This is a genomic window from Lentilactobacillus kefiri (assembly GCF_009739535.1).
Taxonomy (GTDB): Bacteria; Bacillota; Bacilli; order Lactobacillales; family Lactobacillaceae; genus Lentilactobacillus; species Lentilactobacillus kefiri.
Map to the genome: position 1 here is coordinate 455,083 of NZ_CP029971.1, position 20,168 is coordinate 475,250.

A 20,168-nucleotide genomic window follows, 5' to 3' on the forward strand; every position below is an offset into this window, starting at 1 on the left:
GAATTTAGTGTGTTCCCCTACTGAAACTTTTCAGAAAAATGCAGGATTTTGCGGAAAGTTTCGTATAATATGGATTCAACGAGGTGATTCGATGAAAATGGCGACAGAAAAAGAAGCCCTGGATCTGCTGGATGCAGTGGGCGTTACATATCGGCGGGTTGACCACCCGGCCATTTGGACGATGGATGATCCAAACGCGCCGAAGGGACTGCCCGAAGTGAAGAATTTGTTGTTGAAGGATAAGAAGAGCGACCAGTATTATTTGTACCTGGTCGACGATCACCGGGTGGATTTCAAATCATTGACCGATCAGTTGGGCTTGGCTCACAGCCGGTTGAAGTTCGCCAGCGAAGAAGAATTGGAATCTCTGCTTGGCGTGGTGTCCGGTATGGTGACGCCCCTAGCATTGATGCATGACACCAATAACCAGGTGAAGGTCCTGCTGAATCAATCACTGCAGAAGATGCCGGAGATTTCAGCCCATCCCAATGTGAATACGGCGACGATATTGATGTCTTATGGGGATTTGGTGAAGGTGCTGGCCAAGATGGGGAAAGTGCCGATTGTGATTAGATAATAAAAGGGTTAGTCAAGGTAACCGAGTGGTTGCTTATTGACTAACCCAATTTTTTGAATGAATTTCACCTTACTTAGCAATATTTGAAATTGTTTTACGTAACTAATTAGTGAGGTGATTGAAATGGATATGGAACAACATGTATTTCGAGACAAAGGATTTTATTTGGAATATAACAACGGCAGAATTTACTTTTGTGATAAAGATAAGGTCGAGATCCGCTGTAACAAGACCCTTCAAGATTACTATGAATTGATTGAATACTATATTTATGTCAGATGTGATGAACTGTATTTTCATTAAAAGCAGGAAAAGATTGAATCAACAATGCCTGCTGTAAAAGTTCCTATTATTGCAAAAAAGGTTTTGGAAGAATAATTTCCAAAACCTTTTTGCTATCTATAATTTGTGCCCCTCTATGCTATTTTTGACTTAATTATTAACTTCAATCCAGATATCATCATTAGATGCCACAACACATAGTTATTGAAGGCATTATACCAATTCGGTATACTAACTTTGAATAGGTTTTAAAGGAGATGATTGCCATGTTGCATCGAGAAAATCAAATTCGCCAATATCATACAAGTTCCGCTGCTGACTTGATTAAAGAAACCATGGAGTTTTATCACATTACTCAAACCGATCTGGCCGAACGTCTTGGTGTTAGTCAAAAGCATATTTCTGAGATTCTCCAGCGTAAACGATTTATTAATGAAGTTTTGGCCTTACGAATTGAAAAAGTTATGGGCATTTCCAGTGAACTGCTGCTTAATTTAGATTCGAACTTTAAACTTCGTCGAGCAAAAGATGAAGAACAAGTCAACGACGACAAACAACATCAATCTGAAAACTTCCTTAAAAGATATGATTGGGTCAATATGGGCTAGATTCTAAGCCAACTTATACAGAAAACAAAAGACCGTTCCCTGTGCTGTCGACAACACGAGAAACGGTCTATTTTGGTTTCAATTTAATATTCACCCGGATATTCGGAATGCAGTCCCGGTACGCCCAACGTGTTTAACATATCCACCTTGAGATAATCGAGAATGTTTTCAGGAATCTGTGGGTCAATCAAAACGGCGGTGTCTCTGGAAGCGACGACACCCTTTACCAGCTTACGGTCGTTGCCATCAACTCGGAAGTGTTCCTCATCGACTGGTTCGTATTTGTAACCGAGACCGCTTTTAATGCCGTTATTCAAGACATCTTCAATTGCGGTGTCTGGATAATCCTGGTGATGCTGAACGATGCCGATGATTTCACCGTGGCCCCAATCAAAGATTGAAAAGTTGCCATCCGGATCACTGATCATTCGGGTTAATGTTGGTACGATGTCGTCTAAGTTCTCACGACTGACTTTTTTGATTTGTTTGTTATTTTCTTCTGTCATATTCTCATCCCGTGTCTATAGATTTTTGCTCTCAAATCAAATGCTACAACAATTTGAATGCGCTATCAACTAAGAGGCTGCTGGTTGTATCAATCGTCTGGAAATAGAAAAAGCCTCGGAATAATTTTCCGAAGCCTTTTTGTGTTAACTGGGAGGCACGTCCCAATCACCTTAATATTAATCGTGCTTAAAACTACCTTGGATAACCAGTTTCTTGTTAGCAGTGATGTAAGTGCCATTGCTTAACTGGTAACGAGTAGTTAAATTATGTTTTGCAAAACTCTTAACAGCAACTCGAGTGCCTTTCTTAAACGTCTTGACACGACCGGTCAAGTTAACGTTTTTATATGCGTGAATGCCCTTCTTGTTAATAACGGTAATCTTGCCGTTATTTGGCATTGTCTTGTAATAAACATTCACTACATATTTAGGGTTAGCAGTAATGTAACCGATCTTGCCGTTTGTCTTTGAGTGGTGATTGACGTCACGAACTTTGTAGCGAAGTGCACCACCATTTGATTTGGCATAGTCTAAGACTACGAACATCGGACGGTTAACCCGTTTTGCTTTTGGATAAGTTGCGATACGTTGGGACTTCTTGAAGTTAGCACTGCGATACATGTAAACCCGTTTAGTGGCATAAACGGCTGAGCCCTTAACAGCAGCGTAATTTGGTAACCCTGTGCCATCTTGATTCTTAGGTGTCGTTGGATTCCAATTTGGATTACTTGGAGTTGGTGTAGGAGTACTTGGAGTTGAAGGGACAGTCGTGTTAGATGACCCGCCACCATTGTTTGGAAGAGTCTTGGCAGGGATGACAATATTAAAGGTATGGGTAACTGAAGGTACGGCCTGATCTTTAACTGTGAAAGTAATGGTTTTCCCAGCTTCTGCTGGATTATCCAATCCAGTAATGTTCCCATTAGCATCGATTTTGACATTACTGTCTCCACCGGTCCATTCTGGATCAATATAACCAGTTTGCGTTAATTTCAACGTTTTAGATCCTGATGGTACGTTAATCGTGCTATTACTTACCGTATTAGCAATTTGGGTTGGCGTTGTTGAACCGTTGAATGCATAGTAATATGCGTAACTAGGTTTGAACTGGCCAGTTCCGGCTTTTTTAAAGAAAAGATACAAAGTGCCAGTCAAGCTTGGCTTAGCCGGTGTCATTTTGACAACCGCAATATTATTATTCTGCATTGTATTAATGCCATCAATGACACCGTAACTATCATTTGGATGCTGATCATCAGCTGCCTCCACTTTTAAATCCGGGTTTGCCACTTTTGAACCGCTCGGAGAATACTCATTAACCTCTATTTTGACTGCGTCTGTAAGATAAGGTGCATACCCCACGATAGATACGTTATTAGGAGAGAGCTGTACTTTTGAGACTTTGACGGTTTGACCAACGGTATTGTTCTCACTATCATTGCTAATGATCGTGTCAGGTACTTCAGTAGGAGTAGTTAAAGAATTTGGTTGATTACTATAGTTTTTGTCTACATATTGTGGAAAGATGTTATCGGCCGGCATCCAATAAAGGTACCACTGACCATCTTTAAAGTTACTGATGTCAAAACTTGTGTCAGCTGCATGCGCAGTAATGGCTGTCGGTATAACATTGGTTGAATTAACAGTACTTGCCCCTAAAATAAAAGTTGCAAGGGCACTTGTGCAGATAAGTGAAAGAACATATTTCTTTTTCATAGATTAAAATTCCCCTCAAAATATAATTTCGAACATAGTAATTATATATCATATTGAGATGCACAGAAATTATGAAGGCTGAATAATCTTCAATATAAAGGCAAGTGAAAATCTGATATTTAGTCGAATTTCAATGCGTCCTTTAATACAGATAAAAACGTGGCTTTATCACACAGTGACAGAATCTGCACGTTTTTCAATTCAAAAAATCCTCAACAATTTGTCGAGGATTTCCTTATTATTTGGCTTAATAATTACCTTGGATAATCATTTTCTTGTTAGCTGAGATATAAGTGCCATTGCTTAACCGGTAACGAGTAGTTAGGTTATGCTTTACCAAACGTTTAACTGTAAGCCGTGTGCCCTTCTTATAGGTCTTAGCATGACCGGTCAAGTTGGCATTTCTATATGCGTGGATGCCTCTCTTGCTGATAACAGTAATCTTACGGTTCTTTGGCATCGTCTGGTAATAGACGTTCATAACAAATTTAGGATTGGCAGTAATGTAGCCGATCTTACCGTCAGTCTTTGAGTTGTGATTGACATCGCGAACTTTGTAGCGAAGTGCACCGCCATTTGATTTGGCATAATCTAAGATTACGAACATCGGACGGTTAACCCGTTTTGCTTTTGGATAAGTTGCGATGCGTTGAGACTTCTTAAAGTTAGCGTTGCGATACATGTAAATCCGCTTAATTGCATGAACTGCAGCACCTTTAACGGTGGCATAGTTTGGTAGGCCTGTACCGTTAGGATTATTTGGTGTTGATGGATTCCATGCATTGTTTCCGGAGTTACCACCGTTGTTATTATTGGAATTGTTATTATTTGAGGAGTTTCCACCATTATTGTTTGGCATTGGGCTCCGTTGGCCAACAGTCACTTTAACAGTCTTGGAATCACCGTTAATATTCTTATAGGTAACATCATAGACCGCACCTGCATTATTAGTATCAATGCTGTTCACAGTATTCCCTTTGGAATCTTTAATGGTAATTGTGACATTACTATCAGATGGAGTGACTGAATTGCCATTGACATCAGTTAATTTTGTCACACCGTTAAACTTCTGTGAGCTCCAATTGCTTCCGTACGCCACACTGAAATCTTTTGCATCGATATAAGATTTCAATGTAGCCGTGGCACTCTTAGTAACACCATCATAGGTATATGTTATCTTGAATTGTCCTGGTTCATTTGTGGGAGTGATAGAATCAACTGTTGCTTTCGTATGATCAGTTTCCTCAATCGGAATTGTATCTTGATTTGCATACATTCCAACATTATCATAGAACATCTTGGTAATTCCATTATACTTGTCTGCACCAATCAAATTGTTATAATCTGTTGAATTAAAATCAGAAACCAAAAGATTCTTATATGGTCTTACATTTAAACTTCTGAACTGATAAGTCCAGTAATAGGTCGGTGCATGAAAAGCAAGACCTTGTGTAACGGCAAATGGAATACTACTTGGATCGCTGTAGTTATAATTGTCACTAGCTAACTTTAATGGGATCGAAATTTCCAGACTACCCTTGTCAGCCAAATCGGTATAATGTCCAAGCCCCTCAGCCTGTAATACTCCGCCTAAAGGCTTGGTAATGTCAAAAGTTGTACTGTAGTCATTAAACGATTCGACGTACATTGTATTAAATGTACCTCCTCCATCATTTCCAATGACTTTAGTACTCAACTGATTTGCTCGTGAAGTATCAAATGTTAATGAAGTTGAAGTATAAGGATAGGCAGAGGTAAAGTCATGCGTAAAATATAGTGGTGTATATAAGAATGATTCTACCGGCTGAACTGTTCCCGTATTATTAGTTACCCTAAAATGAATCACCAGGTCATGATATTTATCAATGCTAAGGGAATGGGCATAGTACGGCTGTGCAACAGTCGGCTTTCCTTCAAAAAGTGGCGTATCACTTCCGTTAGCAGTGTACCAAATATCAGTATCTAGTCCGGCCATCTCCCCAACAACATTCGCTGAAGCTTTATTCGGCAAGGCAAATGACATAAACGCTCCAAAAACAGCAATAAAAATAGTAAAAAGTAAAGTTTGTTTGATTACTTCCCAAAACTTTACATGAATTTTAGTATCCTCTGTTTGTAAAATTAAGTTAGAAATTTAAAAAGCCATTTGTGATAGACTTTTGAGTGTTGAAATCAAAAGAAAGGCTGATCACAAATGACCTATACTCATCTTACCATAGACGAACTCACTACAATTTATTCCTTTTGGAAGCTCAATAAAAAGGCTTACCGAGTAGCACCAGCACTCCACCGGAGTGCTGAAACCGTTTATCGCATCTATCGTTTTCTTGACGCTGGCGGTACGCTTATTGATTACCAACAACATTATCGACGGCACAAACAACATTGTGGGCGTAAGCCCATTCAACTAGCCCCTGATGAACTGGTTTATATCCAAGCCAAAATTCAAGCGGGGTGGCAACCAGATACAATTATTAATCGCCACGAACGTTCTTTTAGCTGCGGCGTACGAACCCTATATCGCATTTTCAAACATGATGCTTTTGGCTTGTTCGCCAAAGATTTACCCATGCATGGTCAGCGTCACCCTAATGGGTACGTTGAACGACGAGGAAAAGCTGGGCAATTGGGCAGAGATTTAAAAACCCGTTATCAGGACTATCCTAATTTTAAACGAGAATTCGGTCATTTAGAAGGCGACACGGTTCAAGGCAAAAACCATCAGGGTGCCGTAACCACACTGGTTGAACGGCAGACCAAGGTCGCAATTGTTTTGAATTCACATACCAAGTCATCACAAAACGTCAATCGTAGTTTAGCAGCCTGGTTGACGAAGCTGCCACGCCACTTGTTTAAGTCCATCACGTTTGATAATGGTAAGGAGTTCGCCGGTTGGCGAACGATTGCTAACCAGTTTGATTTAAATATTTACTTTGCCGCTGTAGGAGCACCCAATCAACGTGGGTTGAATGAAAACACCAACAACTTACTTCGTAAGGATGGGTTGCACCATGATCTCATCATGGACCAGCTATCAGATGAATTTGTCCAGGCTGTTGCTAGTCGACGGAACCATATTCCCAGAAAAAGTCTCAATTATCAAACACCACTTGAGGCATTCGTAAATCAAATCACTGATGAGCAGCTAAAATTTCTAACTTAATTTGACATTTGAAGATCCATAATACCACCCCTCAAATGTTTTTATAAATGACTATGTAACCCCGTTTACAAGTTTATTTTAACATAACCAGGTTGTTCTTATATCAATTAGTAACATATAATTATGGTCAGGCTTTGCGGGCCCCAAAAGCCGTTTTACATATTCATCCGAGGAAACGAAAAAGGATGCGGTCAATTTGACCACATCCTTATTAACGTATTTAAAATAATATCTAGCTTGCATCCAATTCAACTTGTTCAACAACGTGGCCGTCTTGGAGATATTCAACGATCCCAGCCATCGCTTCCTGTTCATCGTCACCGCTTGTGGAAATTTGGATATAACTGCCCTGTGGGATTCCCAATGACATCACGCCCATGATTGATTTGAGATTGACCGTCTTGCCATTGTAAGTCAGCCTGACATTTGAGACATAGTTCTGCGCAGCAATGACCAATCGGGTTGCTGGCCGTGACATGATTCCTGTTTCAGCTAAAACCTTAAATCTGTTTATTTCCATTTGATTTTGCCTCTTAGATAGATTGTATTGTGACTGGGATAATTGATATATTAGTGGTATTGTAAGCGGTTTCTATTCATTAATCAATACATTTTGAGGCAATTCTATGAATTTGATGAGAAAATATAACGAGATTGTAGGTTATTATAAATTGACTGTTAATTAAATCACAAGATGAACGTTTTACTTGATCAAAGCGCAAAAGATGGGCTTCCGTGAAGAAGCCCATCTCATTCAATAAATTATAAATTACAGCATGGCGTTATCTTTTCCGTTCAACGCAATGTCTTTCCAATCATTCCAAGTAATCTGTTTGTAGGCGGCATCCCAGAAGTACCACTCTAACAAGCAGCTCTTCAGGAATGTCTGCTTGGCTTGTTCCTGCTCACGTTTGGTAGCTGATTCAGCTTCATGGTCGATGATGTCGAAGAACTTTTGAATGTAACCATTTGGTCCTTCGAAGTCACCACCGCCAATGTTCAAGAAGTCCTTGAACGGCTGTTCCTGGACTCTGGTTTGATTTCGCATCCATTTACCCAACTCAATGTACATCCACTCCCCTGCGGCAAAGGATGGTAGAATTTGGAGAACACTGTGGGTTTGAATGGTGGCCACCATGTGCTGACGGTACATTTGATTGATCGGCTGAATCGTTGTCTGCTTGAGGGTTTGCCAATTGTGTGGCATTGACTCTGGTTCCCGGGCCAGCCAATCATGAAGCATGTGAAGCTGTAAGTCTTGGCGCTTGTGGAACAGCAAGGCCTGGTTGGTATTCGTACTGTAGTTGATTAACGCATTGATCACGCCAACCTCGTTATATTCAAAGGCAATGTCCTGCTCATCATAATAGCTGAGCTGCTCCGGCGTTAATTTACCGGTGATAATGCCTTGAACAAACGGATGCTTTTCATTGGCGATCAAGTACGGCTGTGCTTCAAACAAGATATCTTGAGATAATGACATGGTTGTTCCTCCCAATGTGGTTCGGGGAGCTTGGAGTAGAAAAAGTAACATCGGCTTTCTTTTGAGCACCAATGTTACCTTGATTAAACGTGCTCGGACAAGCCTGGCGCTGACTTCTAAGTCAAAATTAATTTAAATCCAAAATCTGGATTTAAATCAATTTCGCCTTAGAAACCGCACCACCCGGCTCTCCTCGCACTCTGGTGCTTCCTTCGGCAGTTCTAACTGCATCAGGTTCGATGGGTATTTCTCAGCCTCTCGGCACCCCAGACCACGTATATTTTATTGTACAGGTCGATTATATGTGGGTGATTGGGAGAATACAACCAGAATTATCGACTAAATCGATTGAATTTGAATTGTGCTCTATCACTAAATGTTGTATGCTATAACAAATTTAGTTGTAATCGTGAACCCCATTGGAAATGAATGGCACATGTTAGGAGTCTTGAAACAATGAACGCCGAAAAATTGAAACGAGTAAAGAAACAATATAAGAAAAACTCAGGCCACTACAGAGCAGTCATTAGAACATTTGCCCCAAATGACAGGCGTTACCATATCTTTGATTTTGATCATGGTGACGTCATTGGCCTCACTAAAACAGTTGCCAATACATCTATGGATGAAATGAGCGATGCCATTGGATACACTTCATCTGAACTTGGTTATGATGTTTATCGTTCAGTGGACGGCGTCTTCAAAGTTGATGGGGTTGTCAAAGATACACTATTTTCGACCCACGATGATTGCACAGTCTTCATGTTAGTACCTCAAACAATGCCTGACCGACTCCGGCTTTATGTCGAAAATCTGGTGTTTGAGCATCGAAATGACACCTTTCAACAATAAGCTTGAAAGAATGCAAAGGCGTTCGCTGTTACCTCAGTGGTAATGGCGAACGCTTTTTGTCTGATATGATTTTTATGATAACTTATTTGTCAGTAATTGATGATTAACTTTTTTAAACCACGGATAGCTCCAACCCAAACTTGGTTCATAAGCTGTCAGACCACTTCTTATAGTCTTCGAGCGTACCAATATCCTTTGTTTTCCCATGTTCAGTGTCATACTTAGCCTCCATTGCTTCTGGAGAATTGAGCAAGTCAGTCACACCGTTTTCAGCAGCCGAAATTAAAGCCATTCGTAAATATTCTGAAACAGTAATTCCAGCATTTTCCAAATTCCGTTTAGCTTTATCTGCTATTTGTTCACTGACTCTTATTGAAATTGTTTTGTCCTTCATTGGTATAATCAACACCTCTTTGTCTGGATCGGTACTATCACATGTCACACATTATTATACAAAATTCACTTTCAAATTCAATCTGTTAGTATGTTATTCTAATATTTTTACTCTTCCATCACATATTGAATTATAATTAAGTACTAATGGATATTTGGGGGAATTATAATGCAATCATATGGAATCATATTTCTTATATCAATTGCCTGCTTTGGTGTTGCGATCATCTGTTTCAGCATGCTCAATGTTGGGGAGGAACAAACGGAAGCTGCGGCACCTCAAGAACCCCGAATATATGAAGGAAAGACACCTCAGTATGATGTTGAAGTCGAAAAGGGAACCTATGAGTACGATCCAAAGACCGGTAAAACCAACATTCCCGAAAATGAATTCGACTTATACATGCTCTATACGATTGATAATCTCCCCCGGGGACAGGAGTTGCATCTGAACGCCAGGGATCAGGAAGAAACCGACAAGCTCAAGGAAAGCCCCGAAGGTCACTGGAATATGTTCCCCACCGCAGTGCAGAACATGCCAGAAGTTTGGACGATTGCCGGACATGGATTGGTATTATTAAGAGTTAAATAGATATGAAAAGGTGCTCACGGCTGGTTGCTGTGGGCACTTTCATTGTTTTTGGGCTTATTTATCATTTTTCGCTGACGAATTCTCGTCATCTTTCAAAGCAATTTCAAAATAGGATGTATTGGAATCCACATAGTCCTTCTTTGAATTCAACAATTCGATGGTCATTTGATACGTACCAACTTTGGGCTTTGAAATTTTCGGTTTGTATTTCGCCCACATTGAATCATAGGGTTCACTTACCATTGATTTGGTATCAACCGGCGTCTCTTGTTGATTCCAGACCATTACTGCACCATCCCGAATAATGGAAAAATTAATGAAATAATCATTACCCTTGCGCAGGTTAAAGAACGACCAGTTAACCGTCAACTCAATGCTGGGCTGATTTTTGTCAATTAAAAAGTAACTGCTGGCAGACTGATGATTGACTTGGTTTTCAATATATAAATAAGCAATTTTTTCGGTATACATTATCGACACTCCTTGTGTGAATCAAGTATACTCGCTTGGAGATGTTTCCCCAACAAATTTTCGGAGTGATTTGAAATCTTTTCCACTTGAATTTACACTTTAAGTGCAACACTAATTAAATAAAGAATGGCCCATGGCCAAATTTCTGTAAAATGATGTTTGCGAAAACAATCATGAAAGGAATTTAGCCATGGATCACTACAAGCATATTACCATAGATGAACGGGAAACTATCTTTTTAATGAGGAATCATGGAAACTCACTTCGTGAGATTGCCAGCCATATCAAGAAAAGTTACTCAACCATTTCTCGAGAATTAAGCCGTAATTCTACTGGTAAATCCTATTCACCTTCGAAGGCTCAGGAGAAGTACAAACAGCGCAAAGGCAACTGTGGCAGAGTCTCTCTTTTGAGTAATCCTCAGGTGTTTGAAGTGGTGAGAGAACACTTCTGCGAAGACCTTTGGTCTCCGGAGGAAATATCGAATCGCTTGGCAGTCGAAAAGTATCCGGTGCAGATCAGTACCATGACTATTTACCGTGGGATTTTCAATGGCTTATTTGATAATTTGTTTAAATCTGGCAGCTCTAGTGCCGTGCGCCATCTAAGGCATCACGGCAAGTCTCGCCACAATAAAGCTTATCAAGAAAAGCGAGGCAAGATTCCAATCCCCAACAAGATTCATGATCGTCCGCGAGAAGCTGACAACCGTGTAGAAATTGGTCACTGGGAAGGTGATACCGTGTTAGGCAAAAGCGGAAAGGCTTGTGTCGTTACATTGGTTGATCGAAAATCTCGTTACCTGCTTATTGGTAAGGCTGCTAAAAGAACTTCAGAAGCAGTCACGGATACTTTGAGCGACTTAATGAAGCTATGGCCTGGTAGATCGTTAACGATTACCCCGGATAGGGGTAAAGAGTTTGCCAAAGTTCAATGTTTAACTGATAAGTTTGGTACGCCCTTCTACTTTCCCGATCCTCACTCTCCTTGGCAACGAGGAACTAACGAAAATACTAACGGCTTGCTTCGCGAATATTTGCCAAAAGGAACTGACCTTGATTCAATTACTGACCGCCGGATACAAGCATATGCAGAACAAATGAATAATCGTCCCCGTAAATGTCTCGGATGGAAAACGCCTTATGAAATATTCTTTAATGTAGTGTTGCACTTAATTTGACAATTCAAGCATCAAAAAAGTTCACTGTCGCAAAAGGACAGTGAACTTTTGATTTCAATTAATAGGTTCCTTGAATAACCAACAACTTATTGGCAGTTACGTAACGGCCATTTGGCAACTGGTACCGAGTGGTCAAATTATGCTTAACCAGCTTCGTAACCCGAAGATGAGCGCCTTTCTTGTAATGAGCCGTTTTCCCAGTCAAGTTGGCGTGTCGATAAGCATTGACACCCTTCTTGGAAATGACCGTGATCTTCTTGCTCTTGGGAATTGACTTGTAGTAGACACTTTCGACGTATTTTCTGTTGGCAGTAATGTAGCCAACTTTACCAGCGGTCTTGCTACCGTGGTTCACATCACGAACCTTGTACCGCAATGCACCGTTATTGGAACGAGCGTAACCGGTAATGACAAACATTGGCCGGTTCAAGCGAGTCTTCATTGGATATTTGGCAATTCGATCGCTCTTCGTAAAGTTTGGTGAACTGTACATGTAAATCGGCTTGATAGCATAGATAGCAGACTTCTTAGCTTCGGCATAATTAGGAAGTCCTGTCTTGCCATCAGCTGGCTTTGGTGTCGTTGGATTCCAATTATCATTGGTTGGCGGAGTGACAGGTGTTGGCGTCACAGGAGTCGGATTTACCGGTGCGACACGGATCGGAACAACATGAATGACCATCTTGGCGTTGGTCTTACTGCTCAAGTCATAGCTGACAGCCTTGCTGGAAACTAACTGATAGCCTGATGGAGCAACTGGTGTGTAGTCGGCCTTCTTTCCTAAGAAACCAGTAATCGTATCTTTTTTAACAACCTGACCATTATTGTCGTTGACGTATTCAACCGGCATGGTGGCTTCTTGGTAGTCGTAGATAACAGTGAATGAGGTTGGAACCATTCCTAGATTCAAATATTCAAAATTAACATTTTCTGACTTGTAAAAGGCAATTCCTATCGCCATAAAATCCATGAATTTGGCGAGTCCATCACTCATTGTTGTACACTGAATTTTGTACGGCCCGTCTTCAGCAGCAAGTTCCTCTTTCGTAATACGAGTATTTGATGGGTCAAGATTTTGAGAAGGAATAAATGTTTGATAAGCATCCAAAGCTTGGTCTTTTTCATTTGCAGTATATTTACTTGATTTATATAGTACAGTAAGTGCTGGATTATCGTAGGCTATTTCCACATTCCTCAAAGTTTCTGAAACTGGGTATCCTGGAACAGTAACATTTTTATTCTTAAGATCTGGTCCATATGTGATCTTTTCCGGTGCTTTTAGAACATTCCCCTTAGTATCAATAATATTAATGGTTGCCTCAGCCCCATTTGGATCTACATCAGCCTGCGCATTTAACCCACCAACAACAAGCGTCAGCAGCAATGCCCCCACGGCCAGCATCCACAAGCCAATTTTATTTAACCGTTTAGTCATGTTTAATTCCCTCCCACAACGAATATATAATTTATTATTTAACTATATTATACCTTGAAAGTTTGATAATATTTTAACAAATTTTCTTGAACACTTAAAATTTCAAATCTACATAATAAAAAGCAGCGGCAAAATTAATCTTTTGTCGCTGCTTCGTTTTTAGTGCAATCCATTAATCCATCAAGTCTGTTCTTCGCCGACAGCCAGAATAAAATTGATTGAACAGCGTCATACTGCATTAAAGTTGCCTGACTGGCAGATTTTAATTCCAAGCTGGTGGGATCGGAAAGTTCCTTCCCCGCTTTAGCAGCCTGCTCATTAAACATGATCACAAAGTTATTATAACCGTTCTTCGGTGAGCCGGTTCCAAGCAGGGCAATCAAACCGCCCTTCACTTCGTCGAGCCGAAAGATGTTCTTCAGCAATCCCACGACAATTGCGCCGGCCAACTGAGTTCGCTGGTACTTTTTCTTAACCGGTGGCATTAATATCTTGGCTTTAAAATAGTTGTGGAGCATTGTCTTGGTAATTTTATCGCCAATAATTGGCTCCAAATATCCGTTCGTCAGATCCAATAACTGGTCCAGATGAAGTGAAAATGTCGGCAGCTCATCCCACAATGGTAATTTAATTTGCAGTTCAGTGGTCGTCTTTGGCATTGAATCACTCCCTTATATTATTTGCCTTCACCAATGTGAACGCCCACGCCAACCAGACCGGGGCCTGTGTGAACACCCAGCGCCGGTGAAATACTTCCTCTATAGATTTTAAGCTGTGGAAAAGTCTTGTGCAAGCGGTCATAGACTTTTTCCTGGAGGGGAACATCGGCACCGTTGGCCACCCCAACACGAACACTCTTGTTGGCAGCAATCAGTTTTTCAACCAGCGCAACCATTTTAGAAATGGCTTTTTGTTCGGAACGGGCTTTGGCAACTGGGAAATAAACCCCGTTAGAATCGGTAGCAATCACCGGCTTGATGTTCAATACGGAACCAACAAGACCGGCAACCCGGCCAATGCGTCCGCCAGCTCGGAGATATTTCAAGCTTGGAATATAGAAGAATGTCCGACTGTTCTTAATTGACTGCTTGAGAAAACTCATCGTCTCCTCGAAGCTCTGACCACAGTCGATCATTTCTTCGGCATAAACGGCAAACAGTCCACTGCCGATCCCAATATTCTTGGTATTAATAACTTCCATTTTGATGTCGGTCAATTCACGGGCCACATTTGTGAAGATTCCAAATGTCGTTGACAGCTTGGCTGAAACGGTAATCCCAATGATGTGATTAAAGCCGCGTTTTCTCAATGCATCAACGTGGGCTTCCACGCTTCCTTGAGTAGGTGCGGCGGTCTTTGGAAATTGGTCGGCTTTACCAAGTCGGGCATAAAATTCCTCCGGCGTGATATCGACATTGTCACGGTACTCCTCGCCTGCCATGGTCACAAGCATTGGTGCAACCTCAATATTATCGTATTTGTTTAACAGTTCTGCAGGCACATCAGAACCGGAATCAGCTAGAATCGCTATCTTTTCAGGCATCGGCAGTCTCCTTTTAACTTGTACGTAGTTTCAAATACTATTTATGTAGTATTGTATACCACATATGTGGGTTGTCAATACCTTACAAAAAGAAGGAATGGCCATCCCGACCATTCCCCAGTGTTGATGTTGTTCTCGTTGAATGATTAAAACTTAAAGTTCATTTGTGTTTGACTGACTAGACTTCCGACGTACACCCGCCTGCTTTTCTGGTCGACCCGATACATGATGGCATATTGCCTGCCAATCAAAATCCGTCGGGTTCGCTGATCAAACTGGTACAAGTCAGTGACATCTGCAAATCGATCCGAAAAATATTCTAATGAATGAACCAGCTCAAATATTTTCTGGACATACTGGTCAATCTTTTTCTGAGATAATTTCAACTTTTTCCAGTCTGAAATGAATGTGTCTAAAGAATTCGCAAATGAATCAGTATAAAGTAATTCATACTTTTCCACTAGTCATGCCACCCATACTTGCCAAATTTACGGGCCATATCGGCTTCAGTCAATAATTTACCGTTATCAACATCCTCGAAGGCTTTTTCAATTGTTGCCCGGTCTTGAGCCAACTGAGCTTCTTTTTTGCCTAAAACAATCTTATCTGCTTCAATATCCAAATCTAATAAATCCCCCTCATGGACACCACTTTCTTTGGGTAATATAACCCCCAACGAATTTCCAATTTTTCGAACTTTCACTTTATTCATTTCGCTTACCTCCTGAGAACATCTTCTGAATTATAACTTGATTATAACATGTAGCAGAACTTCAACACTCAGTTTATATACGAAAGAATTTATCAATTTATTGGTGGATTAGTGGATTGGTGGGCCTTTTCGCATTGTCTTTTTTGGCTTAGGTTATAGGGGTTGTAGCTCTTATTTTATTTAGTGCTCCCTTCTACCTTTGAGCTATGCTCCGACACCCCTGACCCCTACTGCACAAATAAAAAATGCTATCGATGAACAAAGAACGTTCATCAATAGCATTTTTCACTTGTGCTCCGGGGTCAACCCGGGGCTCGTCGCACACTTATTCATAACTCAAACTCTCAATTGGATCCAATCTTGCTGCCGATGCTGCTGGGGCCAATGCCGCCAACAATGAGATCAAGATGGCTACCACGAATCCGAATATGACATTTCCGGTTGTGATCTGCATGATTGAATAATTAATCCCACTTTGGGCAATATGATTGGCAACCACTTGCAGCAATTCTGCCAGGGCAATTGCCAACGCCGATGAGAACAATCCAATGAAGAATGCTTCCGAGAAGAACAGGTTTCTGATACTTCCCTTAGATGAACCCAAAGCACGAAGAATTCCGATTTCCTTGGTTCGTTCCGAAACACTGATGTACAGCACCACAATAATCATGATTGCTGATACCAACAGTGAAATGCCGGCAATTGTTGCCAAGACATTAACTGCCAAAGTAATGTAGGTGTTCAACGTATCCACGAAGCCACCGACACCGGTGATTTGGTAGGCTGCTTTCTTCTTATCATTCTTGAAGGCTTTAATCTTGTTTTGAACCGGCTTAACGTTCTTAACGTCACCTTTGATTTCAACCGTGACGAAGTTAGGCTGAATCTTAATTCCCTTTGATTTGTACAATGACTTCATTGTGTTATAGGTAATTGAAGTCGATCCCGTACCGGCCTTGGCAATCCCACTGATCTTCAGTGTCTTGCTCAACATGACCGGGCGCTTTTTACTATTTAACGTATTTTGATAGAAGGTAACTTTCTTCCCAATCAAAGAATATGGGTGCTTCTTGTTCAGCTTCTGAGCATATTCTTTGGTCAGCATAATCTCATTATTCTTGGGTGCGTGGCCTTTGGAAATACTCTTGGTCAGCATCGTGCTGTTATGGGTCTGCATAAATGAGATTGAGGCTGTCTTGCGGCCCATCCGCAATTGCGTACCGCCTTGAACGAAGTAGCCATTCTTCACACTATCAACGTTCTTGATATCCTTTAAACGGTTCTGGTCCTTCTTCTGCATGCTGACTTTGGTCATATCCGTGTTGGAGTCTGTCGGCACGTTTTTCGTTACCTGAACCGCATTTGGATTAACCTGGGAATAAATTTCGTGGTTAATGTATCCTTGAACACCATTTCCCAGTCCCAGCATCACAATCACACTGAAGATTCCAATCGCTGCGCCAAAGACAATCAACAGGTTTCGCTTCAAGTTGTAGCGCATGTTCTCCAGTGCCATCTTCAAGGTAGCGCCAAATCTCAATGTGTGGGTTGCCAGTTCGTTGGCTTGTGATTTTTCGTAACCCGGCTTGAGTTTCTTGTCCTCACTGATTTTTCCATCGGCCAGGCGAACGATTCGGGTTCCGTGATTAGCCACCGTTTCCGAGTGGGTAACCGTGATAACCAGCTTGCCGTCCTTGGCAATTTGGTCCAGCAGTGTCAAAATTTCCTGGGTGTTTTGGCTGTCCAACGCACCAGTTGGCTCATCAGCAATGATGATTTCCGGATCGGATGCCAACGCCCGGGCGATTGCCACCCGCTGCTTTTGACCACCGGATAATTGGTTGGGATACTTGCGCATGTGGTCTTTCAAGCCCACCTGTTCAAGTAATTGACGAGCTCGGGCTTCCTGCTGCTTATGGCTTAATTTGGTCATCTGCAGGGAAACCATGACGTTGTTAAAGACGGTCAAATGGCTGATCAAATCAAAGTTTTGAAAGATAAAGCCAATTGTCTGACGGCGGTACGCATCCAACTGTTTGGCGGTATCGTGGCGCAGAGACTTGCCGTTTAAGACAACATCCCCGGAATAATTACTATCCAGACCACCAATGATATTCATCAAGGTCGTCTTTCCACCACCGGATTCACCGACGATTGAAACGAATTCACCCTGTTCAAATGACAGGTCAATTCCAGTCAATACCGGGAATTCCTCGCTGGCAAGATAATAGGATTTTTTAATGTTATGTAACTCTAAGTAGCTCATTTGCTCCTCCATTCGTGATGCTTTACGATTTGCATATTGATTCATTTTAACGCAATTCTAGCAATTTTGGTACTGGAGATGCTGGATTGTCGCCAGTTCTCCCCCTTTGAAGTACTCAAAAACCGGAACATAAGTACAGAATACTTATGCTCCGGTTCATTAAATCGATATTAGTTTTGTTTTGCGCCAAATAATGTTTCGATAAGTTGTTCACGACGCAAAATGGTTGGTGTACCAAATGCTTTCAAGGTTAAGTCAGCCAAAGTTGAGATTAAGTAATCAACAACTGGTTGAGCAAAGCTGTTACGCAAGTCTTTGTCGTCATCAATTGACTTTTGAATGGCGTCATCGTTAGTCAAGTTGTCGGGAACTTTGAAGACACCGGCAATCTTTGCGTTGAAGTAGCTCTTAGAGATTTCCTTGTCATACAATTTGAATGTTGAAGTAACTTGAACAACGGGCATTGCTGTCTTACCTGTTGGATCTGCAGGCAATGTGAGTTGAGTTTCAGCGTTAATCTGAGGACCCTTTTGAGGATTGAAGTTGCTCCGATCAAAGTTCAAGTTGTCCAAGCGAATACCTACTAATTGCCAATCATTATTTTCTGCCAATTTATTTACCACCTTTAATTTTTATTATTACAGTTCTATCCTATCATATGCAACGTTACAGTGACATTAAGTATTCCCGGTGCGTTTGTGGCGCCAAAGTGCAATTCGATTAGAAATCTCGGATGATTTGTCATATTATAGATAAGAAGAAAGATCCGAAAATTTAAATAAAGCAATGGAGTTAGACATGACAATTAATGAAATGCTCACCGAAATTGAATCATATCAGCACAAATTGAACTTGGCAGATGATTACCTGTTCAATATTGTGGAATTCGACCCGGATGAAATTAAGGCCTACCGGGCAAAGACAGCACCCGAAAGTGCCTATCAGGGAACCTTGACCCAGATCAAACGGCTGTATCTGTTGAGCCTATCACCAGAGGAACTGCTCAAGCGGATCAAGGACGCCCAACAAAAAGCTGGTCTTTCAGACGACCAGGCCATCAAAGTCATGGGCATCGAAGAAAGTAAGCTTGCTGACTTCAAAGCCGGCAGCCTGCCAACCATGAACTATGTGACCGCATTGAATGCCTTACAACGAAACTAATAAAAATCACCATAACGTGGAATCAATATTTCTCATGTTGTGGTGATTTTTTTATGAGTTTAATTTGAGGCCCATCCATTAACGGGCAAACGAAACTGCGTCAATAATCGTACCCAAATCCGTATTAATTTTCTTGGTAACATCTGAAATCAAATGATACTGGCCGGATCTCATAACTTCCTTTAATCGGAGCTTGACGGTCTGAGCTTCATCCTTTGGAAAAATCTGATCAATCAACCCGGAGTTAACCAAAAGAATTGCCAACATCGAATTCTTTTCCGAAGGCTCTTTTTTTGCCGTGGCATCATTATACAGCTGGGTCAAAATGCGATCGGTCAACGTCTGATTATCGTAATAGGTCTTGTGATCCTCTTCCAGATAACCATCTTTAACCAATGAGTCACAGATTGCCTGGGCGAATTTGGTCACCCGACGTCTTCTGATTGATAAGACAGCATCCCGAACATAATTGCTGACAGACTGCGGTTGACCGCCTTTAATGTTTTCCGTAATCGGCTTGAGATAATCGACTGGTGCTTTGGACACCGGTGCAATGACCATTCGATTAGCAGGTGTCAGTGCCATCGTACCGTCTTTTAGCAGCTCGACAATTTCTGACAAAAGCAGGCAAGCCGCCACTTTACGATTTTTAAACGCACTGATTTTCGGCTTTTGGTTCAGCACACATAGTACAAATTCCTGAGTATAAGTTAATCCATCCATTGTGACTACCCCCTCGATTGGTCATCTCATTACCTCAAAAATAGCCCATTTAACAAGGGTTAGCAAGAAATATGTCTGTTACCCTTTGCACAAAGCAAACAAATAATACTATACTAAACTACAGACTAATTAGGAGGCAGTTATATTGATTTGGGTAAACATTCATTTGATCTCATGGATTTGCCTGATCGTCACGATGGTATTGGCATTTGCTTTGAAAGATAAAATGTCGATGATCTTTATGATGATTACAAGAGTTCTATACATCCCTATTTTGGCATCCGGCTTCATGCTGGCGCTGTTCAGAGTCCCGCGCGACCCGGTACTGGGAAGCGTTAAGGTCATCTTGGGCTTGGCAGTTATTGCATTGTTGGAAATCGGCTTTGCAAGAAAGACCCACCACAATTTGTCGGCCAACATCTTCTGGACACTGGGAATTGTCTTTGTCCTGACAAGCTTGGTAGGCTTGATGTTAGCGGGATGGTATTTCTTTTAGGAGAGTGTG

23 protein-coding genes, 1 pseudogene and 1 riboswitch are annotated in these 20,168 nt (G+C 41.3%); of the genes and pseudogenes, 9 read left to right on the plus strand and 15 right to left on the minus strand.

Going from position 1 to position 20,168, the window contains the following annotated elements; genetic code table 11:
* Positions 1 to 91 precede the first annotated feature (91 nt).
* The 3 genes from DNL43_RS02465 (at position 92) to DNL43_RS02475 (ending at position 1,467) form a co-directional block, all read left to right on the plus strand.
* Complete coding sequence (locus DNL43_RS02465) at positions 92 to 577, plus strand: YbaK/EbsC family protein (RefSeq protein ID WP_056981950.1); 486 nt, start codon at positions 92 to 94, stop codon at positions 575 to 577.
* 123 nt (positions 578 to 700) lie between these two features.
* Positions 701 to 880, plus strand: coding sequence for a hypothetical protein (locus DNL43_RS02470; RefSeq protein ID WP_056981948.1), 180 nt, complete (start codon positions 701 to 703; stop codon positions 878 to 880).
* A 245-nt stretch (positions 881 to 1,125) separates the two neighbouring features.
* Positions 1,126 to 1,467, plus strand: a complete 342-nt coding sequence (locus tag DNL43_RS02475) for a HigA family addiction module antitoxin (RefSeq protein WP_054769740.1) — start codon at positions 1,126 to 1,128, stop codon at positions 1,465 to 1,467.
* A gap of 83 nt (positions 1,468 to 1,550) precedes the next feature.
* Here the strand turns inward: DNL43_RS02475 and DNL43_RS02480 are convergent, their stop codons facing one another.
* From DNL43_RS02480 to DNL43_RS12045, 3 genes are all read right to left on the minus strand, one after another.
* Positions 1,551 to 1,973: a hypothetical protein gene (locus DNL43_RS02480; protein ID WP_054769741.1), complete on the minus strand. Its 423-nt coding sequence runs from the start codon at positions 1,971 to 1,973 to the stop codon at positions 1,551 to 1,553.
* 177 nt (positions 1,974 to 2,150) lie between these two features.
* Positions 2,151 to 3,689, minus strand: a complete 1,539-nt coding sequence (locus tag DNL43_RS02485) for a DUF5776 domain-containing protein (protein ID WP_082619732.1) — start codon at positions 3,687 to 3,689, stop codon at positions 2,151 to 2,153.
* A gap of 247 nt (positions 3,690 to 3,936) precedes the next feature.
* Complete coding sequence (locus DNL43_RS12045) at positions 3,937 to 5,712, minus strand: DUF5776 domain-containing protein (RefSeq protein WP_082619731.1); 1,776 nt, start codon at positions 5,710 to 5,712, stop codon at positions 3,937 to 3,939.
* Between the two features lie 171 nt (positions 5,713 to 5,883).
* Between DNL43_RS12045 and DNL43_RS02495 the strand changes: the two genes are divergently transcribed.
* A complete protein-coding gene (locus tag DNL43_RS02495) occupies positions 5,884 to 6,852 on the plus strand; it encodes an IS30 family transposase (RefSeq protein WP_054769923.1) in 969 nt (322 codons plus the stop codon).
* Between the two features lie 232 nt (positions 6,853 to 7,084).
* Here DNL43_RS02495 and DNL43_RS02500 read toward each other — a convergent pair whose 3' ends face one another.
* Positions 7,085 to 7,372, minus strand: a complete 288-nt coding sequence (locus tag DNL43_RS02500) for a phosphocarrier protein HPr (RefSeq protein ID WP_056982781.1) — start codon at positions 7,370 to 7,372, stop codon at positions 7,085 to 7,087.
* A gap of 249 nt (positions 7,373 to 7,621) precedes the next feature.
* Complete coding sequence (locus DNL43_RS02505) at positions 7,622 to 8,335, minus strand: thiaminase II/PqqC family protein (protein WP_056982780.1); 714 nt, start codon at positions 8,333 to 8,335, stop codon at positions 7,622 to 7,624.
* A gap of 189 nt (positions 8,336 to 8,524) precedes the next feature.
* Positions 8,525 to 8,614: riboswitch (TPP riboswitch) on the minus strand.
* 177 nt (positions 8,615 to 8,791) lie between these two features.
* Between DNL43_RS02505 and DNL43_RS02510 the strand changes: the two genes are divergently transcribed.
* Positions 8,792 to 9,187: a hypothetical protein gene (locus tag DNL43_RS02510; RefSeq protein ID WP_054769491.1), complete on the plus strand. Its 396-nt coding sequence runs from the start codon at positions 8,792 to 8,794 to the stop codon at positions 9,185 to 9,187.
* A 145-nt stretch (positions 9,188 to 9,332) separates the two neighbouring features.
* On the opposite strand, the gene DNL43_RS02515 is transcribed toward DNL43_RS02510, so the two are convergent.
* A complete protein-coding gene (locus tag DNL43_RS02515; RefSeq protein WP_225364707.1) occupies positions 9,333 to 9,581 on the minus strand; it encodes a plasmid mobilization protein in 249 nt (82 codons plus the stop codon).
* Between the two features lie 168 nt (positions 9,582 to 9,749).
* Between DNL43_RS02515 and DNL43_RS02520 the strand changes: the two genes are divergently transcribed.
* A complete protein-coding gene (locus tag DNL43_RS02520; RefSeq protein WP_054769489.1) occupies positions 9,750 to 10,172 on the plus strand; it encodes a hypothetical protein in 423 nt (140 codons plus the stop codon).
* A gap of 54 nt (positions 10,173 to 10,226) precedes the next feature.
* Here the strand turns inward: DNL43_RS02520 and DNL43_RS02525 are convergent, their stop codons facing one another.
* Entirely contained in the window at positions 10,227 to 10,643 is a 417-nt protein-coding gene (locus DNL43_RS02525) for a hypothetical protein (RefSeq protein ID WP_056982777.1), read from the minus strand.
* Between the two features lie 190 nt (positions 10,644 to 10,833).
* Here DNL43_RS02525 and DNL43_RS02530 point away from each other — a divergent pair, with 190 nt between their 5' ends.
* Positions 10,834 to 11,823, plus strand: a complete 990-nt coding sequence (locus DNL43_RS02530; protein ID WP_020282189.1) for an IS30 family transposase — start codon at positions 10,834 to 10,836, stop codon at positions 11,821 to 11,823.
* 58 nt (positions 11,824 to 11,881) lie between these two features.
* Here the strand turns inward: DNL43_RS02530 and DNL43_RS12395 are convergent.
* From DNL43_RS12395 to DNL43_RS02565, 7 genes and pseudogenes are all read right to left on the minus strand, one after another.
* Positions 11,882 to 12,337 (minus strand): annotated as a pseudogene (locus DNL43_RS12395) (DUF5776 domain-containing protein); the annotation flags it as partial.
* A gap of 1,055 nt (positions 12,338 to 13,392) precedes the next feature.
* Positions 13,393 to 13,917 carry a DUF1836 domain-containing protein gene (locus tag DNL43_RS02540; protein ID WP_054769486.1) on the minus strand — a complete coding sequence of 175 codons (525 nt, stop codon included), beginning with the start codon at positions 13,915 to 13,917 and terminating at the stop codon, positions 13,393 to 13,395.
* A gap of 17 nt (positions 13,918 to 13,934) precedes the next feature.
* Positions 13,935 to 14,801 carry a DegV family protein gene (locus DNL43_RS02545; protein ID WP_056982775.1) on the minus strand — a complete coding sequence of 289 codons (867 nt, stop codon included), beginning with the start codon at positions 14,799 to 14,801 and terminating at the stop codon, positions 13,935 to 13,937.
* A 146-nt stretch (positions 14,802 to 14,947) separates the two neighbouring features.
* A complete protein-coding gene (locus tag DNL43_RS02550) occupies positions 14,948 to 15,262 on the minus strand; it encodes a hypothetical protein (RefSeq protein WP_054769485.1) in 315 nt (104 codons plus the stop codon).
* Complete coding sequence (locus DNL43_RS02555) at positions 15,262 to 15,513, minus strand: AbrB/MazE/SpoVT family DNA-binding domain-containing protein (protein ID WP_054769484.1); 252 nt, start codon at positions 15,511 to 15,513, stop codon at positions 15,262 to 15,264. Before DNL43_RS02555 ends, DNL43_RS02550 begins: the two co-directional genes overlap by 1 nt.
* A gap of 325 nt (positions 15,514 to 15,838) precedes the next feature.
* Positions 15,839 to 17,779, minus strand: a complete 1,941-nt coding sequence (locus DNL43_RS02560; RefSeq protein WP_056982774.1) for an ABC transporter ATP-binding protein/permease — start codon at positions 17,777 to 17,779, stop codon at positions 15,839 to 15,841.
* A gap of 170 nt (positions 17,780 to 17,949) precedes the next feature.
* Positions 17,950 to 18,390: a hypothetical protein gene (locus tag DNL43_RS02565; protein WP_054769483.1), complete on the minus strand. Its 441-nt coding sequence runs from the start codon at positions 18,388 to 18,390 to the stop codon at positions 17,950 to 17,952.
* 187 nt (positions 18,391 to 18,577) lie between these two features.
* Here DNL43_RS02565 and DNL43_RS02570 point away from each other — a divergent pair, with 187 nt between their 5' ends.
* The gene (locus tag DNL43_RS02570; RefSeq protein WP_056982772.1) at positions 18,578 to 18,940 is read left to right on the plus strand and encodes a hypothetical protein; all 363 of its coding nucleotides are present in this window, start codon (positions 18,578 to 18,580) and stop codon (positions 18,938 to 18,940) included.
* Between the two features lie 78 nt (positions 18,941 to 19,018).
* Here DNL43_RS02570 and DNL43_RS02575 read toward each other — a convergent pair whose 3' ends face one another.
* Entirely contained in the window at positions 19,019 to 19,663 is a 645-nt protein-coding gene (locus tag DNL43_RS02575) for a GPP34 family phosphoprotein (RefSeq protein ID WP_056982769.1), read from the minus strand.
* A gap of 145 nt (positions 19,664 to 19,808) precedes the next feature.
* Between DNL43_RS02575 and DNL43_RS02580 the strand changes: the two genes are divergently transcribed.
* Positions 19,809 to 20,159 (plus strand): YisL family protein, encoded by a 351-nt coding sequence (locus tag DNL43_RS02580; protein ID WP_054769482.1) that lies wholly within the window; start codon positions 19,809 to 19,811, stop codon positions 20,157 to 20,159.
* Positions 20,160 to 20,168: the final 9 nt, after the last annotated feature.

What these genes read in the sequence shown, in the direction of transcription:
- DNL43_RS02465 (WP_056981950.1), top strand. Translation starts at nt 92, where the DNA reads ATGAAAATGGCGACAGAAAAAGAAGCCCTGGATCTGCTGGATGCAGTG.
- DNL43_RS02470 (WP_056981948.1), top strand. Translation starts at nt 701, where the DNA reads ATGGATATGGAACAACATGTATTTCGAGACAAAGGATTTTATTTGGAA.
- DNL43_RS02475 (WP_054769740.1), top strand. Translation starts at nt 1,126, where the DNA reads ATGTTGCATCGAGAAAATCAAATTCGCCAATATCATACAAGTTCCGCT.
- DNL43_RS02480 (WP_054769741.1), bottom strand. Translation starts at nt 1,973, where the DNA reads ATGACAGAAGAAAATAACAAACAAATCAAAAAAGTCAGTCGTGAGAAC.
- DNL43_RS02485 (WP_082619732.1), bottom strand. Translation starts at nt 3,689, where the DNA reads ATGAAAAAGAAATATGTTCTTTCACTTATCTGCACAAGTGCCCTTGCA.
- DNL43_RS12045 (WP_082619731.1), bottom strand. Translation starts at nt 5,712, where the DNA reads ATGTCATTTGCCTTGCCGAATAAAGCTTCAGCGAATGTTGTTGGGGAG.
- DNL43_RS02495 (WP_054769923.1), top strand. Translation starts at nt 5,884, where the DNA reads ATGACCTATACTCATCTTACCATAGACGAACTCACTACAATTTATTCC.
- DNL43_RS02500 (WP_056982781.1), bottom strand. Translation starts at nt 7,372, where the DNA reads ATGGAAATAAACAGATTTAAGGTTTTAGCTGAAACAGGAATCATGTCA.
- DNL43_RS02505 (WP_056982780.1), bottom strand. Translation starts at nt 8,335, where the DNA reads ATGTCATTATCTCAAGATATCTTGTTTGAAGCACAGCCGTACTTGATC.
- DNL43_RS02510 (WP_054769491.1), top strand. Translation starts at nt 8,792, where the DNA reads ATGAACGCCGAAAAATTGAAACGAGTAAAGAAACAATATAAGAAAAAC.
- DNL43_RS02515 (WP_225364707.1), bottom strand. Translation starts at nt 9,581, where the DNA reads ATGAAGGACAAAACAATTTCAATAAGAGTCAGTGAACAAATAGCAGAT.
- DNL43_RS02520 (WP_054769489.1), top strand. Translation starts at nt 9,750, where the DNA reads ATGCAATCATATGGAATCATATTTCTTATATCAATTGCCTGCTTTGGT.
- DNL43_RS02525 (WP_056982777.1), bottom strand. Translation starts at nt 10,643, where the DNA reads ATGTATACCGAAAAAATTGCTTATTTATATATTGAAAACCAAGTCAAT.
- DNL43_RS02530 (WP_020282189.1), top strand. Translation starts at nt 10,834, where the DNA reads ATGGATCACTACAAGCATATTACCATAGATGAACGGGAAACTATCTTT.
- DNL43_RS02540 (WP_054769486.1), bottom strand. Translation starts at nt 13,917, where the DNA reads ATGCCAAAGACGACCACTGAACTGCAAATTAAATTACCATTGTGGGAT.
- DNL43_RS02545 (WP_056982775.1), bottom strand. Translation starts at nt 14,801, where the DNA reads ATGCCTGAAAAGATAGCGATTCTAGCTGATTCCGGTTCTGATGTGCCT.
- DNL43_RS02555 (WP_054769484.1), bottom strand. Translation starts at nt 15,513, where the DNA reads ATGAATAAAGTGAAAGTTCGAAAAATTGGAAATTCGTTGGGGGTTATA.
- DNL43_RS02560 (WP_056982774.1), bottom strand. Translation starts at nt 17,779, where the DNA reads ATGAGCTACTTAGAGTTACATAACATTAAAAAATCCTATTATCTTGCC.
- DNL43_RS02570 (WP_056982772.1), top strand. Translation starts at nt 18,578, where the DNA reads ATGACAATTAATGAAATGCTCACCGAAATTGAATCATATCAGCACAAA.
- DNL43_RS02575 (WP_056982769.1), bottom strand. Translation starts at nt 19,663, where the DNA reads ATGGATGGATTAACTTATACTCAGGAATTTGTACTATGTGTGCTGAAC.